General features: G+C 70.4%; 16 protein-coding genes. 2 read left to right on the top strand and 14 right to left on the bottom strand.

All coding sequences use genetic code 11. From position 1 onward, the window contains the following. Window positions 1–427 precede the first annotated feature (427 nt). From rdgB to DSY14_RS20905, 6 genes are all read right to left on the bottom strand, one after another. Window positions 428–1033, bottom strand: a complete 606-nt coding sequence (rdgB, locus tag DSY14_RS20930; protein WP_211718310.1) for an RdgB/HAM1 family non-canonical purine NTP pyrophosphatase — start codon at window positions 1031–1033, stop codon at window positions 428–430. A 97-nt stretch (window positions 1034–1130) separates the two neighbouring features. Beyond that, window positions 1131–1856 carry a ribonuclease PH gene (gene rph, locus DSY14_RS20925; RefSeq protein ID WP_211718307.1) on the bottom strand — a complete coding sequence of 242 codons (726 nt, stop codon included), beginning with the start codon at window positions 1854–1856 and terminating at the stop codon, window positions 1131–1133. A 37-nt stretch (window positions 1857–1893) separates the two neighbouring features. Further along, window positions 1894–2646 (bottom strand): MBL fold metallo-hydrolase, encoded by a 753-nt coding sequence (locus DSY14_RS20920; RefSeq protein WP_211718306.1) that lies wholly within the window; start codon window positions 2644–2646, stop codon window positions 1894–1896. 357 nt (window positions 2647–3003) lie between these two features. Then, a complete protein-coding gene (locus DSY14_RS20915) occupies window positions 3004–3951 on the bottom strand; it encodes a PLP-dependent cysteine synthase family protein (protein ID WP_211718305.1) in 948 nt (315 codons plus the stop codon). Window positions 3952–3958: 7 nt separating this feature from the next. Then, on the bottom strand, window positions 3959–4237 hold the full coding sequence (locus DSY14_RS20910; protein ID WP_211718304.1) for a MoaD family protein: 279 nt from the start codon (window positions 4235–4237) through the stop codon (window positions 3959–3961). Between the two features lie 95 nt (window positions 4238–4332). Then, window positions 4333–4755, bottom strand: coding sequence for a Mov34/MPN/PAD-1 family protein (locus tag DSY14_RS20905; RefSeq protein WP_211718303.1), 423 nt, complete (start codon window positions 4753–4755; stop codon window positions 4333–4335). 131 nt (window positions 4756–4886) lie between these two features. On the opposite strand from DSY14_RS20905, the gene DSY14_RS20900 reads away from it, so the two are divergent. Further along, the gene (locus DSY14_RS20900) at window positions 4887–6188 is read left to right on the top strand and encodes a nicotinate phosphoribosyltransferase (RefSeq protein WP_211718302.1); all 1302 of its coding nucleotides are present in this window, start codon (window positions 4887–4889) and stop codon (window positions 6186–6188) included. 92 nt (window positions 6189–6280) lie between these two features. After that, a complete protein-coding gene (locus DSY14_RS20895; RefSeq protein WP_211718301.1) occupies window positions 6281–6853 on the top strand; it encodes a nicotinamidase in 573 nt (190 codons plus the stop codon). A 304-nt stretch (window positions 6854–7157) separates the two neighbouring features. On the opposite strand, the gene DSY14_RS20890 is transcribed toward DSY14_RS20895, so the two are convergent. The 8 genes from DSY14_RS20890 to DSY14_RS20855 form a co-directional block, all read right to left on the bottom strand. Continuing rightward, the gene (locus DSY14_RS20890) at window positions 7158–8165 is read right to left on the bottom strand and encodes a tryptophan--tRNA ligase (protein WP_211718300.1); all 1008 of its coding nucleotides are present in this window, start codon (window positions 8163–8165) and stop codon (window positions 7158–7160) included. Window positions 8166–8511: 346 nt separating this feature from the next. Continuing rightward, the gene (locus DSY14_RS20885; RefSeq protein ID WP_374224035.1) at window positions 8512–9492 is read right to left on the bottom strand and encodes a zinc metalloprotease; all 981 of its coding nucleotides are present in this window, start codon (window positions 9490–9492) and stop codon (window positions 8512–8514) included. Window positions 9493–9633: 141 nt separating this feature from the next. Then, complete coding sequence (locus DSY14_RS20880) at window positions 9634–11358, bottom strand: DEAD/DEAH box helicase (protein ID WP_211718298.1); 1725 nt, start codon at window positions 11356–11358, stop codon at window positions 9634–9636. Between the two features lie 187 nt (window positions 11359–11545). Next, on the bottom strand, window positions 11546–11821 hold the full coding sequence (locus DSY14_RS20875; RefSeq protein WP_211718297.1) for a hypothetical protein: 276 nt from the start codon (window positions 11819–11821) through the stop codon (window positions 11546–11548). A 12-nt stretch (window positions 11822–11833) separates the two neighbouring features. Beyond that, window positions 11834–12622 carry a class E sortase gene (locus DSY14_RS20870; RefSeq protein ID WP_211718296.1) on the bottom strand — a complete coding sequence of 263 codons (789 nt, stop codon included), beginning with the start codon at window positions 12620–12622 and terminating at the stop codon, window positions 11834–11836. A 6-nt stretch (window positions 12623–12628) separates the two neighbouring features. Beyond that, entirely contained in the window at window positions 12629–13543 is a 915-nt protein-coding gene (locus DSY14_RS20865; protein ID WP_211718295.1) for a heme ABC transporter ATP-binding protein, read from the bottom strand. Further along, window positions 13540–14652 carry a FecCD family ABC transporter permease gene (locus DSY14_RS20860; protein WP_374224034.1) on the bottom strand — a complete coding sequence of 371 codons (1113 nt, stop codon included), beginning with the start codon at window positions 14650–14652 and terminating at the stop codon, window positions 13540–13542. The genes DSY14_RS20865 and DSY14_RS20860 overlap by 4 nt, the downstream gene beginning before the upstream one ends. Next, on the bottom strand, window positions 14649–15768 hold a 1120-nt coding region (locus DSY14_RS20855; protein ID WP_374224033.1), incomplete at its 5' end, for a hemin ABC transporter substrate-binding protein. The genes DSY14_RS20855 and DSY14_RS20860, both read right to left, overlap by 4 nt.

Below are 15768 nucleotides of genomic sequence, written 5' to 3'. Positions count from 1 at the left end.
GCTTTCTTCGAAGCGACTCTGCGAGTTTACATGCCCCGAGCACCGCTCGGACCGGGTTCACTGCGCAGAGGATGTCTGAGATCGCGGCCCGGTTCCGAGCGGATCCTCCAGGGATCGCTCGCCGTCCCGCAGCGACTCGGTGAGTCTAGACAACCGTCCCGGTGGCGTCAAACCCACCCGGACCGGAGGGGAGATCTCCGCTGTGTCCAGGGGTCCCGCGTCTGATCGCGGTGTGACACCCCGATGCTCGCGACCCCGCACACCGGGATCGGAGTCTCAGTTGGTTTGTTGGTCGAGCAATAGTCGTCCTCCCCCAGGCCGGCAGGAGGCAAACACGGGTCGTCGAGGTTTTTCTCGACGTGGGGTTCGCGCTCGGGCGGCGCCCCATCGAGCACCGGTGGGGCGGGCGTCGCCCGCCCCACCGCGCTCAGATCAGGTCGGCCAGTTCCATGGCCAGGGCACGGAAGGCGATGCCGCGGTGGCTGATCGCGTTCTTCTCCTCGGGGGACAGCTCCGCCGTGGTGCGCGACTCCCCCTCGGGGACGAAGACGGGGTCGTACCCGAAACCGTTCTCACCACGGCGTTCACCGACGAGGTGCCCGGGCAGCACACCCTCGGCGACCCGTTCGGTCCCGTCGGGCATCACCAGGACCGCGGCGCACACGAACTGCGCGCCACGACGCTCCTGGGGGGTGTCGGCGAGCTGGTCCAGGACCAGGTCCAGGTTGGCCCGATCCTGGTCCCCCGCGCCGAAGCGGCCGGCCCATCGGGCGGAGAGGACTCCGGGCATCCCCCGCAGCTCGTCGACGCTCAGACCGGAGTCGTCGGCCACAGCGGGCAGTCCGGTGTGCGCCGCGATCGCGCGGGCCTTGAGACGGGCGTTGCCCACGAAGGTCGCCTCGGTCTCGGGGACCTCCGGCGCACCGGGGAACGCGTCCAACGCCAGAACCTCCGCCGCCACTCCCGCGTCCGCGAGGATGGCGCGCATCTCCGGCACCTTCTTGGCGTTGTGCGTGGCCAGCACGAGTTTCACGGTCACTCCCCTGCTCTCCTCCCACGCCCCCGGTCCGGGGCGAGTTCCGCTCTCCGGGCGCCTCGGACTCTCCGGGCACCCCTGCCACAGGGGTCCCCTATTCGGACAGGGCCTTCTTCTGGATGACGGCCAGTTCTCCACAGCCGTTCGTCGCGAGGTCGAGCAACTTTTCGAGGAGTTCACGGTCGAAGGCCGCGCCCTGCCCCTCCGCGGTGCCCTGCACCTCGATGAACTTGCCGTCACCGGTGATGACGACGTTCATGTCGGTGTCGGCGACGGAGTCCTCCAGGTAGTTCAGGTCCAGTCGGGGCTGACCCTGGACGACGCCGACGCTCACCGCCGAGAGCGAGCCGATGAGCGGGTTGGTCTTCAGCTTGCGCCGCTTGCGCAGGTACTTCATGGCGTCGGCGAGGGCGACGTAGGCACCGGTGATCGCGGCGGTTCGGGTCCCGCCGTCGGCCTGGAGCACGTCGCAGTCGAGGGTGATGGTGTGCTCGCCCATGGCCTTGAAGTCGACGACGGCGCGCAGGGAGCGGCCGATCAGCCGAGAGATCTCATGGGTGCGTCCACCGATCTTGCCGCGCACCGACTCGCGGGCGCCGCGGGTGTCCGTGGCGCGCGGGAGCATGGCGTACTCGGCGGTGACCCACCCCTCGCCGGTCCCCCTGCGCCAGCGGGGCACACCGTCCTCGACGGTGGCGGCGCAGAGCACGCGGGTGTCGCCGAACTCGATGAGTGCGGAACCTTCCGCCTGGCGGAGCCAGTTGCGGGTGATGGTCACAGGGCGGAGTTGGGTCGGAACGCGTCCGTCAGGTCGAGCCATGGGTACGAGCGTATATCCGCACGACGCACCGCGCGGCTCAGGGACCGATCCGGTGGACCTGTCCGCCCCGCGCGAGCTCGATGGTCCCGTCGAAGGTGGAGCGGGCCTCGGCCAGGGTGACGTCGTCGTCGTTCCAGGGCACCAGGTGGGTGAGCAGGAGCTTGCGGACCCCGGCCCGACTCGCGTGGTCACCCGCCTCACTGCCGGTGAGGTGCATGTCCTTGGGGTGCTCGACGTGGTCGTGGAAGGCGGCCTCGCACAGGAACAGGTCGACGCCGCGGGCCAGGTCGATCAGAGACTCGCACGAGCCGGTGTCACCGGAGTAGGCGAGAGTGGCGCCTTCGTGTTCGAGACGGATGCCGAAGGCGTCGACCGGGTGGTTGACCCGGTCCACGCGGGCGGTGAGGGGACCGATGCCGAACTCGCCGGGCGTGAGCTCGTGGAAGTCGAAGACCTCGGTCATGCCGGGGTCGGCCTCCAGCCCGTAGATCTGGGCGAGGCGGTCGGCGACCCCCGCGGGGCCGTAGACGGGGATGCGCGGTTTGGCGCCGTCGGGCGCGTACATGCGGGCGACCCAGTAGGCGCACATGTCGGCGCAGTGGTCGGTGTGCAGGTGGCTCAAGTAGACCGCGTCGACGGAGTAGAGGTCCGCGTAGCGCTGGAGCGCGCCGAGGGCACCGTTGCCGAGGTCCAAGAGCAGCCGGAAACCACCGGCCTCGACCAGGTAACAGGAGGCCGGGCTGTCCGGCCCGGGGAAGCTCCCGGAGGACCCGATAATCGTGAGTCGCACGTCGTCGTCGCCTTCTCGGTCGGCCGCTCTGCTTCCGTGGCCCCTGGGTGGCTGTGCGCGGGGAGTGCGGGTGGCGGCTGGTTCTGCGGATGTCCCGTTGTTACGGGTGTACCCCAATGACCGCCCGGGTGGTACAAAATGTGTCCCGCATCTCAGGCGACCTCCGTCACGTGTGAATTTTTCACACAGATTGATCAGATATGCCCGATTTGCAGTGACGGGGTTGGGGGCAGGAGCGGACAATCCCGACATCCGCCCCTCCGGTCGGGTGATCCCGCACCCTAACGGACGGCCCCGACCCCGGACATGGCGGGAGGCCGACCACCGGAGTGATCGGCCTCCACTTCCCAGCTCGGATCAGGCCCAGAGTTGGCCGTCCAGGCGCTCCTCCGCCTCCTCGAGGGTCCCCTCGTAGGCGCCGGTGGACAGGTACTTCCAGCCGGCGTCCGCGATGACGAACGCGATGTCCGCCTCACGTCCCTCTTGTTCGGCCTTGCGGGCCATCCCCAGCGCGGCGTGCAGGGCGCCGCCCGTGGAGATCCCCGCGAAGATGCCCTCCTTGTCCAGGAGTTCCCGGGTCCGCTTGAGAGCGGCGTCGGAGGGCACGGAGAAACGGGTGGTGAGCACGGACTCGTCGTAGAGCTCCGGGACGAACCCCTCGTCGAGGTTGCGCAGCCCGTAGACCAGCTCGCCGTACCGGGGTTCGGCGGCGACGATCCGGACGTCGGGCTTGTGCTCGCGCAGGTACCGCCCGACGCCCATGAGGGTGCCGGTCGTACCGAGGCCCGCCACGAAGTGGGTGATCTCGGGCAGGTCGGCCAACAACTCGGGCCCGGTGGTCTCGTAGTGGGCACGGGCGTTGGCCGCGTTGCCGTACTGGTAGAGCATCACCCAGTCGGGGTGGTCCGCGGCCATCTTCTTGGCGACACGGACGGCCTCGTTGGAGCCGCCCGCGGCGTCGGAGAAGTGGACCTCGGCACCCCACATGGCGAGCAGCTGCCTGCGCTCGGCGGAGGTGTTCTCCGGCATCACGCAGACCATGTGGTAGCCGCGCAGTTTGGCGACCATGGCCAGCGAGATGCCGGTGTTCCCCGACGTCGGCTCCAGGATCGTGCACCCCGGAGAGAGCAACCCGTCCTTCTCGGCCTGTTCGATCATGAAGAACGCGGCGCGGTCCTTGATCGAGCCGGTGGGGTTGCGATCCTCCAGCTTCGCCCACAGCCGGACGTCCGGTGAGGGCGACAGCCGGGGCAGGCCGACGAGCGGCGTGCCGCCGAGGGAGTCGAGTAGGGAGTCGTAGCGCATGCTGTCCCTAACGGCTTCCGCCGGCCACGGCGGGCAGGACGGTCACGTTGTCGCCGTCGGTGAGCTTCGCGTCGAGTCCGCCGACGAATCGGACGTCCTCGTCGTTGAGGTAGACGTTGATGAAGCGGCGCAGCTTGCCGTTGTCCACCAGGCGCTCGGCGATACCGGGGTAGCGACCGTCCAGGTCACTGAAGAGCTCGCCGACGGTGGAGCCGTTGCCTTCGACGACCTTGGCGTCGTCGGTCAGGTTGCGCAGGATGGTGGGGATGCGGACCTCGATGGCCATGAAGAAGACTCCGTTAGCGGTCGTTGTTGTGCGTTCAGGTCCAACAGGCGGGCCACCGCCCACATTCCGAGCGGTGATCCCCCGGGCGACGGAATCTAGCGGTCGCCGTCGCCCCCGGTGATCTCCACCGGTTCCTCCGTGACCTCTCCGTCGATGATCCGGTAGGAGCGGAACTCGACGGTGTCGGCCTCACGGGTGGAGACGAGGACGTAGTGGGCCCCCGGTTCGGAGGCGTAGGAGATGTCGGTGCGCGAGGGGTAGGCCTCGGTCGCGGTGTGGGAGTGGTAGATCACGACGGGTTCCTCGTCGCGGTCGTCCATCCCGCGCCAGACCTTGAGCTGTTCGAGCGAGTCGAACCGGTAGAAGGTCGGTGACCGTTCGGCGTTGATCATCTCGATGAACCGCTCAGGGCGGTCGGAGCCCTCGGGGCCGGCGACGACGCCACACGCCTCGTCGGGGTGATCGCGCCGGGCATGGGCGACGATCCGGTCGTAGATCGAGCGGTCAATCCTCAGCATGGCTCCAGCGTACCGGCCCGAACATCCCTACCAACCAAGTGGGTATTGTTGTACGCGTTCCGGCCGGTGGACGCACCGACGCTGGTGGGGCGACCGCGAACGCCGGAACCGCAACAACTAGGCTCGCCTCTATGAGCGAGGACAGCAGCAGCGCGCTGCTCACCGACCACTACGAACTGACGATGCTCCAGGGTGCTCTGCACAGCGGGGCCGCCGCACGACGGTCGGTGTTCGAGATGTTCGCCCGACGTCTGCCCGAAGGGCGGCGCTACGGCGTGGTGGCGGGGACCGGACGTTTCCTGGATCTCCTGGAGCGCTTCCGTTTCGGGCCGAGGGAACTGGATTTCCTGGCCGACCACGGGGTCGTGGACGAGACCACACTGAACTGGCTGGCCGAGTACCGCTTCTCCGGGAACGTGTGGGGGTACGGCGAGGGCGACGCGTACTTCCCGGGCTCCCCCATTCTGGTGGTGGAGGGCACGTTCGCCGAGGCCGTGATCCTGGAGACCCTCGCTCTGTCGGTGTACAACCACGACAGCGCGATCGCCTCGGCCGCGAGCCGTATGACGGTGGCCGCCGGCGACCGCCCCCTCATCGAGATGGGTTCGCGCCGCACGCACGAACGCTCCGCCGTCGCCGCGGCACGCGCGGCGTACGTGGCCGGGTTCGCGACCTCCTCCAACCTGGAGGCGGGACGCACGTTCGGGGTGCCGACCGGCGGAACCGCCGCGCACGCCTTCACCCTGCTGCACGACAGCGAACGGCACGCGTTCAAGGCCCAGCTGGAGTCCATGGGCAAGGGCACCACCCTGCTGGTGGACACCTACGACGTCGAACGTGCGGTACGTCACGCCGTGGAGTTGGCCGGACCGGAGCTCGGCGCGGTCCGGATCGACTCCGGCGACCTGGGGGCGACCGCCGCGCGGGTCCGCGACCAACTGGACGGTCTCGGCGCCGCCGGGACCCGCATCGTGGTCACCGGCGACCTGGACGAACACTCCATCCAGGCCTTGGCCGTGGCACCGGTGGACGGTTACGGAGTGGGTACGTCCCTGGTGACGGGTTCGGGGGCGCCCACGGTGTCCCTGGTGTACAAGCTGGTGGCCCGGGCGCGCGGCCTGGGTGCGAACGCCCTGCTGGAGCCGGTCGCCAAGCGTTCGGTGGGCAAGCCGAGCCGGGGCGGCCGTAAGTGGTCGATGCGCCGGTTGGACGACAAGGGCGTCGCGGTGGCCGAGGAGGTCCACTCGCACGACCCGGGTGACGTCGTCGGCGGGCGACCGCTGCTGCGACCGCTGGTCGTCGACGGGGAGATCGTGGGGCGCGAGACGGTGCACGAGGCCCGTGAGCGTCACCGGGCGACCGTGGCCGAACTGCCGGAGCAGGCGCTGCGGATGTCCCGCGGGGACGTCGCACTACCGACGGTCTTCCTCTGAGAGGTGGGCCGCACGGGGCGTCGCCCCGCGCCGCGGCCCACCGTCCCCCTCGACCCATCGATCCGATCCCCTGAAGAAGAGAGGTGCCGGACATGACCAGGGCACTCATCGTGGTGGACGTACAGAACGACTTCTGCGAGGGCGGGAGCCTCGGTGTCGACGGTGGGGCGCGTACCGCCGCCGCCGTCACCGCGTACGCCCGCGCCAACGACTACGACCACGTGGTGGCCACGCGGGACCACCACATCGACCCGGGGACCCACTTCTCCGATGAACCGGACTTCGTGGACACCTGGCCGCGCCACTGCGAGGTCGGCACACCCGGCGCGGAGTTCCACGCCGACTTCGACGTCTCACTGGCCGAGGAGATCTTCAGCAAGGGCCGGTACACGGCGGCCTACAGCGGTTTCGAGGGGACCGCGGAGGACGGGGAGACGACTCTGGCGGAGTGGCTGCGCCGACGCGACGTGGACGAGGTGGACGTGGTGGGGATCGCCACCGACCACTGTGTGCGCGCCACCGCGCTGGACTCGCGGGTCGAGGGCTTCCGGACCCGGGTCCTGCTCGACCTGACCGCGGGTGTGGCCGAACCCACCGTGACATCGGCGCTGGAGGAACTGAGCGCGGCGGGCGTGGAGTTGGAGGGCCGGCCCCTGGTCGGCTGAACACCCCGCACACGTGCGCGCCCGAGGCGGAGGGCGGTGGTGACCCGGTCACCACCGCCCTCTCTCGCCGTCCGGACTCCGGGTGGCGTGTGCTCCGCGCCGCCTCCGGTGGCCCGGTCCGCCGGTGCCCGCTCGTGGAACCACGGGGGTCTCCGGCGCCGGCGGACCGTGCAGCCGGAAACCCCGGGGAGGGCCCGGTGCGTGACCGCGGGGACGAGCTCCACCCACCGCGGATGCCGGGCGTCGCGGCCGTGGCGTGGACGTCCGAACACGGGTCGCGGCGCCGGTGGAGGCCGGGAAAGGCCTAGGCGATCCCGATGGCCGCGCGAACGTCCCCGAGGACCCGACGGGCGCGCTCACGGGCGCGTTCCAGGCCGGAGGCGAGGATGTCGTCGAGCTCCGTCTCGGAGGCCATGAGCTCCTCGTAGCGGGCGCGCTTGGGCCCGAGCTCGGTGTTGACCGCCTCGAACAGTTCCTTCTTGAGGTCGCCCCATCCCATGCCGCCGGCCTCCAGCCGCTTGCGGACGTCGGCGACCTTGTCCTCGTCGGCGAAGTGCGTGAGCAACTGGAACGGGATCGAGGAGTCCGGGTTCTTGGGGTCCTCGACCGGGGTGGAGTCGGTGGGGATCCGGTTGATGGCCTTACGGAGCTTCTTCTCCGGCAGGAAGAGCGGGATGTGGTTGTCGTAGGACTTGCTCATCTTGCGGCCGTCGGTGCCGGGCAGGATGCTGGCGTCGCTCTCGTCGATGACGCCCTTGGGGATCGGGAAGCTGTAGCGGTCGCCGTACCGGTGGTTGAAGTACCCCGCGATGTCGGCGGTGTACTCGATGTGCTGGGACTGGTCGCGCCCCACGGGGACCCGCGCTCCCTCCATGACGAGGATGTCGGCGGCCATGAGGACGGGGTAGTTGTACAGCCCCATGTTGACGCCGGCGTCGAGGTCGGTGATGCCGGCCTCGGTGTTGCGGTCGCGGGCCGCCTTGTAGGCGTGCGCGCGGTTCATGAGCCCCTTGGGGGTGAGGGTGCTCAGGATGGTGGTGAGCTCGAAGGTCTCGGGGATGCTGGACTGCCGGTAGAAGACCGTGCGCTCGGGGTCGAGTCCGCAGGCCAGCCAGGTGGCAGCGCCCGACCGGATGCTCTGGCGGAGTTCGTCCGCGTCCTTGATGATGTTGAGCGCGTGGTAGTCCGCGATGAAGTAGAAGGTGTCGTAGACCTCGGCCGCCGCCAGGGCGGGTTTGATCGCACCGATGTAGTTGCCCAGGTGGAAGTCGCCGGTGGGCTTGATCCCGGTCAGGTAGGTGTTGGCTGCCATGCGTCAAGCCTAGCGGCGCGCACCACCCGTTTCCCGTCCGACGAGTCGGTCGGCGGGGACCTCGGCACGACCATCGTGCCTTTCGGTACGCGGGCGTCCGTCACGGGTGTGGGTGGTGCGTCCGTGGACCGCGGCCCGGGCCGTCTCGGCCAGGTGTGCGGGAGCGGGCTCCTCGGAGAAGGGTGTGACGTACGCGCGGATCCCGTCGAAGCCGGCGGCGTGCGGGGGCGCGGGGCTCGGTCGAGGGGCGTTGCGCGGCGATCGGTCGACGGGCGTTGCGCGAGGCTCGGTCGACGGGCGGTGGATCCCCGGTGGCGCCCCCGTCGGACGGGGGCGCCACCGTCGGTCAGGCGAGGGCGTCCCCGCCACGGAAGGCCGCCCAGTGCGCGACCATCCGCTCGGCCTGCCCCGGGGTGAAGTGGGTCATGCAGGCGTCGTCGCTGTAGTTCATGAAGTTGGTGACCGGGTCCTTGCCCTCACGCTCGGGGCAGGAGTCCCGACCGACCGGACAGCCGGAGGCGGCCTCACGCTCGTAGGGGGTGTCGTCCACGTAGTCGCCCGGACTCTGGCACCCGTTCTGGAAGGTGTGGAACAGCCCCAGCCAGTGTCCGACCTCGTGGGTGCCGGTGTGGCCCTCGTTGAAGCGGTCCCGGTCGCCTCCGGGCAGGGTGTCGTGGGCGATCGCGACCCCGTCCTGCTCCGGGGCGTCGGCCTGGTCCTGCGGGAACGTCGAGAACCCCAACAGGCCGCTGCCCAGGTCCGCGGTGTAGATGTTCAGGGTCTCGGGTCCACCCTGGTGCAGGCGGGCGCGGATGGTGTCGCGCTGCTCCCCGAACCGGCGGAACCAGGTGTCGTTCTCGGTCCGGGTGACCTCGGAGAGCTCGAACCGGAAACCGGTGTCGGTGCCCTCCGACCCCTGTGCGTAGTCACCCCGATAGGCGCGGTTGAGCACGTCCACCTGGTCGTCGACGCGCTCGTCGGAGACCTGGCCGCTGCCGTCGCTCGCGGAGATGACGTGCACGACCACGGGCACGGTGTACGGCGGCGCGGCGCCCTCCTCCTGCCCGCGGAGTCGCACCATGGCCCGGCGCAGTTCACCCTCGTACTCGGCGGCCTGTTCCGGGGTGACCTCCGTGCCTTCGTGCGTCGTCGTGCCCGTGTCGGGGCCGGCCACTCGGCGTTCGGCGGACGGGACCGGCACGGTCCCCGGTGGACAGTGCGGGTCGGTCGCGGCCGACGCCACCGACGCTTCGGTGGGCGCCGGACGGTCCTGGACGGGGCCGGCGGCCGTGGTCGCCACCAGTCCGGTCAGGGCGAGTCCGCACAGGGTCAGGGCGGGCCAGAGGGCGGCGGTGCCGCCGCGAGAACGTCGTGCGATCATCTGACGGAATGTAGCCAGATGATCGCCCAACGTTTGCCAGCCTTGCACGGCCTTGCAAAGTTTTTGCCCGATTCGACCGGTCGGTGACTATTTCTGACCGACGGCCCAGGCCCGCAGTTTGCCGATCCGCTCCTGGATCTGGTCCGGGGTGGCCTGCGCGACGGGCGGGCCGCCACAGGCACGCCTCAACTCGTTGTGGATGGCCCCGTGCGGTTTACCGGTGCGGTGGTGCCAGGCGCCCACCAGACCGCTCAGCTCCCGACGCAGATCGGCCACGACCTCGTGGGTGGGCCCCTTGTCCTCGGGCTCCTGCTTTCTCCCCTTGGCCTTCAGCTCGCCGGCCTTGAGGTCGGCCTTGCGCTTGCGCAGCAACTGGGAGACCTGGTCGGGGTCGAGCAGCCCGGGCAGCCCGAGGAAGTCCTCCTCCTCGCTGGACCCCGCGGCGCCGCCCCCGTACTCCAGACCGTCGTACAGGGCGCGGTCGAACTCGGCCGCGGACTCCATCGTCTCGAAGGGGAGCTCCTCGCCCGCGTCCGGCGAGTCCTTCTTCTTGTTGGCCTCCCGGAGCAGGTCCTCCTCCGGGTATTCGTCGTCACCGGGCGTCTTGTCCAGGACGTGGTCGCGTTCGCGCTCCATCTCGCCCGCGTACTCCAGCAGCGTGGGCACCGACGGCAGGAACACCGACGCGACCTCACCGCGCTTGCGGACCCGCACGAACCGGCCGATGGCCTGGGCGAAGAACAGCGGGGTGCTGGTGGAGGTGGCGTACACGCCCACCATCAACCGGGGCACGTCCACCCCCTCGGACACCATGCGCACCGCGACCATCCAACGGTCGTCGCCGGCGGAGAACCGGGAGATCTTCTTGGAGGCGGTGGGGTCGTCGGACAGGACCACGGTGGCGCCTCGTCCGGTGATCTGGCGCAGGATCCGCGCGTAGGCGCGGGCGTTCTCGTGGTCGCTGGCGATCACCAGGGCGCCCGCGTCCGGGTGGGTCTTGCGCACCTCGGTCAGGCGTCGGTCGGCGGCCTGGAGGACCTTCTTGATCCAGTCGCCCTTGGGATCGAGCGCGGCCCGCCATGCCTGGGAGAGCGCGTCCTGGGTGAGGGGTTCGCCCAGACGCGCGGCGAGTTCGTCGCCGGCCTTGGTGCGCCAGCGCATCTCACCGGAGTAGGCCATGAAGATGACCGGGCGCACCACGCCGTCCTCCAGGGCCGGCGCGTAGCCATAGCTGTAGTCCCACGAACAACGCCGCACACCGGCCCCGTCCTGGACGTAGTCCACGAACGGGATGGGGTTGATGTCGGAGCGAAAGGGGGTGCCGGTCAACGACAGTCGCCGCGTGGCCGGGTCGAAGGCCTCACGCGCCGCGTCGCCCCAGGACAGGGCGTCGCCCGCGTGGTGCACCTCGTCGAAGATCACCAGGGTCTTGCGCGCCTCGGTGCGGTTGCGGTGGAGCATCGGATGGGCGGCGACCTGCGCGTAGGTGACGGCCACACCGACGTACTGGCGACCGAGCGCGCCCTGTCCGTTCTTGAAGTCGGGGTCGATGGCGATCCCGAACCGGGCCGCGGCCTCCGCCCACTGCTTCTTGAGGTGCTCCGTGGGGCAGACGATGGTGACGGCGCGCACGATGTGCCGTTGCAGGAGCTCACTGGCGAGGGTGAGGGCGAAGGTGGTCTTGCCCGCGCCGGGGGTGGCCACGGCGAGGAAGTCGCGTGGCTGCCTGCGGAAGTACTCCTCGTAGGCCTCGCGCTGCCAGGCCCGCAGGCCGCTCAGGCGATCCTCGATCGAGGTCTGCGTCACCGTCATTCGTCTCGTCCCCCGTTGTCCACCTGCTCGAGATTAATGGTTGCCCGACCCCGAAGGCGGAGCCCTGACAGTGGTGCCGCGCACAACGGCCCACCTTCCCACCACCTCACGACGGGCGGCACGGTGCCCGTGCACCGCGCCGCCCGGATGTTCGTCGAACGCGTCGAAACCGCCGTCTCCCCGTCCCCTAGGCGTCCTCGCCGCCTTCCGTGATCTCCTCGGCACCGGATTCTCCCCCGGATTCCCCACCGGAGGGGTCGCCGTCCTCCCCGGGCGCGTCGGCGGGGTCCTCGCCACCGAAGCTCGAGGTGTCGACGGCGCCGTCGTTGAACGGCATGTGGGGTGAGATCGCCGGGAACGCGAAGAACCACAGCAGGGCGGCGCCGCCCGCCAGCAGACCCACAGCCATGATGAACTTCGACGCCCACGGGCCCGGCAGTATCCGCCAGATCAGGCCGTACATCAGTGCGCCTCCCTAGGCTTGCGGCGCCATGTGCGCGATGGAGTCCGGCATGCCGTCGGACTTGGGCGTGGTCTCGGTCAGTTCGGCCCAGACGATGAGCCGGTGCGTGTTGTTGAGCTTGGGGGCACAGGTGGTGAGGGTGAGCAGGGCACGCCCCGGCTCCTCCTCGGAGGCCTCCTCGAAGGGGTCGGGGGTGACCACCCAGAAGTCCTCGGGGAGCACGGTCTCCTCGCGGAAGACCTCGTACGTGTAGAAGTTCTCCCCGTCCTCCAGGACCATGACGTCACCGTCCGACAGCAGGTCGAGGTCCCAGAACAGGCCGGGGGTGCGGTGCGCGGCCACACCGTAGTTGCCCATTTCGCCGGGGGCGCTGTCGAACTGGGTGTAGCGACCGGGGCTGTAGCGGATGTCGTCGGGCTCGGTGCCGTTGACCACCACCCAGTCCAGGTCGAGGCTGGGGACGTACAGACGGCTGTCGGCACTGCCGGGCAGCGGTTCGGAGTCGGGGCCCCGTTCCTCGGTGACGGCCCAGGCCTCGTCGAGCCCGTCCGCCAGACCCTGCTGTTCTCGGTCGGTCTCCCACTGGGAGCCGTAGACCTCGTAGCCGGCGTAGAAGAGCATGAGCAGACCCGCCGTCAGGAGGATCTCACCGAAGAACCGGACGAACCCGCGGACGACGTCCCCGGGGGTGGTCTTCGGTTTGCGGGCGCGCCTTCTTCCCCCCCGAGAGGAGCGGGGGCGGTACTCCTCGTCCTCGGGGTGGGGCTCATCGCTCGGCTGCCGTTCAGTTGTGGACACCAATACGACCTACTCCTGTGGACGCTTTCGTGTGCACCCGGGTGACCGTAGGGGGATGACGAGCGGGACCCCAGTACGCGGATGCGGCAGTACTTCGACCTCGTGTCGGTACACGGCGCTGAGCAACGACGCGGTGAACACGTCGGTGGGGGTGCCTTGCGCGGCGACCTGTCCTCCGGAGAGTACCGCCACACGATGGGCGTACGCGGCCGCAAGCCCCAAATCGTGCAGGACCACGATAACCGCCCCACCGCGGGACGCCAGTGTACGCGCGATGGTCAGGACGAGTTCCTGATGGCGGATGTCGAGGGCGGCGGTGGGTTCGTCCAGGAGGAGCAGGGTGGTGTCCTGGGCCAGCACCCGGGCGAGCATCACGCGGGCCCGTTCCCCACCGGAGAGGGTGGGGAACCGCCGGTCGGCGAGATGGTCGACCCCGACCTGCTCCATCGCCTCGCGCACGCGCGTGGCGTCCAGGTCCGGCGGGGTGAGCCCCGCCCAGGGCGCGCGACCCATCGTCACGAGTTCGTGCACGGAGAAGGGGAAGCTGACCACGGCCTCCTGCGGCAGGACGGCCCGGCGCAGCGCGAGTTCGGGCGGTGTCCACTCCCCCAGGGCACGGTCGAAGAGGAGCACGTCGCCCTCGTCCCTCTCGCCCTTGGCGGGAGCCCCCGAGACGTCGCCGGACAGGGCGCGCAACAGGGTGGACTTGCCCGCCCCGTTGGGGCCCACCAAGGCCAGGAGTTCCCCGGAACGGACGGTCAGGTCCACCCCGTCCAGGAGGGCGCGTCCGCCGCGGCGGACGGTGACGCCCTCGGCCCGCACGACGGGTGTACCGGGGGCGAGGGGCGCGGGCGGAGCGGGTGCGCGGGTGAGCGGGGTGACGGCGGACGCGAGACGGCGGCGCAACAGGGAGCCCGTGGTCATGACCAGCCTCCTTGCTTGGCGCGGGTGCGGTGCAGCAGGTAGAAGAAGAACGGTCCGCCCAGGGCCGCCGTGACCACGCCGAGGGGGATCTCGGCGGGGGCGGCGACGGTCCGGGCGAGCAGGTCGGCGGCGAGCAGGAGCAGGCCGCCGCCCAGCGCGGAGGCCGGCAAGAGCACCCGGTGGCCGGGGCCGGTGATCATTCGGATGATGTGCGGCACGACCAGGCCGACGAACGCGACGATGCCGGCGAAGGCGACCGCGGCGGACGTGAGCAGCGCCATGGCGGCGATGAGCACCAGACGCATGCGTTCGACGTCCACGCCCAGGTGGCGGGCGGGGCCCTCACCGAGGGCGAGCAGGTCGAGTCTGCGGGCGTAGAACGGGATGACCGCCAACCCGAGGAGGAGGCAGGGCGCGATCGCGGCGACCTTGGACCAGGTGGCGGTGGACACGCTGCCGAGTTGCCAGAAGGTGATGGTCTGGATCTCGGCGTCCTGCGAGAAGTTGGTCATCAGTCCGATGGCCGCGCCCGCGATGGCGTTGACGGCGATACCGGTGAGCAGCAGGGTGACGACCTCGGTGCGGCCGCCGGAGCGCGCGAACACGTAGACGAACAACGTGGTGAGCAGACCGAAGACGAACGACGACGCGATGATCGTCCAGTGGCCGAACACGGTCAGCCCGGTGAAGATGACGACGATCGCTCCCACGGCCGCCCCGGAGGAGACCCCGATGACACCGGGTTCGGCGAGGGGGTTGCCGAAGATGCCCTGCATCATGGCACCGGCGGTGCCCAGGGCCGCGCCGACCATGACGGCCAGGACCACACGGGGCAGGCGCACATCCCACAGGACGGTCTCGGCGATCCCGTCCGGAAGGGGACCGAGCCGCACCCCCACGGAGTCGAGGATCGAGGCGGCGACCTGCGCGGCGGGGATCGGGTAGGCGCCCGCACCGGCGGCGATGACGGAGACGGCGACGAGTCCGGTGGACAGACCGCCCAACAGCAGGATCGCGCGCAGACGGCGGCCGACGACCCCGGGCGAGGGCGCGGTCCGATCGGTGGGGGCGCCGTCGGGGTCGGTGGAGCGCGTGGACAGGGCGGTCACTCGTCGTCCCCCGCGTCGGCCTCGGTGTCGGCGGCGACGGCGACGAGCTCCTCCGCCAGGGCGGAGATGACCTGTGGGGTACGGGGCCCGAAGTTGAGCAGCACCCCGTCCTCGAAGTCGATCACGGCCTGGGAGCGCCCGGCGGGGGTCTGGGCCACGCCGGGGATCTCCGCGAGGCCCTCGACCCCGCCCACCGACTCCAGGCCCTTGGTCATGACCAGCAGGACGTCGGGCTGCGCCTCGATGAGCGCCTCGGTCGTGATGGGGGTGAAGGGGGTGCTCAGGCCCATCTCGACGCCGGCGTCGCGGGCACCGATCTCGGCGAGGAGGGCGTCGGCGCCGGAACCGGGTCCGCCGAGGAGGTAGACGCCGGCGGTGCCGCGGAGGTAGAGGAAGGCCACGAGGGGGTCGCCGGAGGTCTCCAGGGAGGACTCCCGGATGTCGGCCATCTGTTCGCCGGTGCGGTCGGCGAGGGCGGTGCCGGCGTCGGGGACGCCGAGTGCCTCGGCCACACGCGCGAAGCGCGGGTACATGTCGTCGATGGACCAGGCCTCCTCGACGATGACGACCGGGACGCCGGTGGCCTGGAGCTGTTCGATCGCCTCGGAGGGGCCGGTCTGTGTGTCGGCGAGGATCACGGTGGGCCGGAGCGCGAGGGCGCTCTCCGCGGAGACCTCGTGGCCCTCGCCGATGACGGGCAGGTCGGCGGCCTCGTCGAAGGTGGCGGCCACGTCGCGGCCGACCACGTTGTCGCCCAGGCCCAGTGTGAAGACGATCTCGGCCAGGCCGCCGGTGAGCGGCAGGATCGCGCTGACGTCGGTGACCTCGACGTCCTCGTACTCCAGGGGGTCGGAGGAGGTGCGGTAGGGGTCGTGCACCACGGAGGAGACGGTGACGGGGAGTGCGGGGGCCTCGGTCCCCTCCAGGATCTGGAGTCGGTTCTCGGACAGTTCGGGGACGCCGGCGTCGCCTCCCGTTCCCTCCGCGGGGGCGGCGGGACCGGTGCAGGCGGTCAGTGCCAGAGCGCAGACCGTGGTGAGCAGGCCGAAGGCGCCGCGCCGGGGGCTCCGTGGGCCGGGGCGTCCGCGCGGGTGGGATCGGGGGACGGCGTGGGGC

The sequence above is a fragment of the Nocardiopsis sp. MG754419 genome (assembly GCF_018207095.1).
GTDB lineage: Bacteria > Actinomycetota > Actinomycetes > Streptosporangiales > Streptosporangiaceae > Nocardiopsis.
The sequence above is the reverse complement of the archived record's forward strand: the minus strand, read 5'-3'. Positions and strand labels throughout refer to the sequence as shown.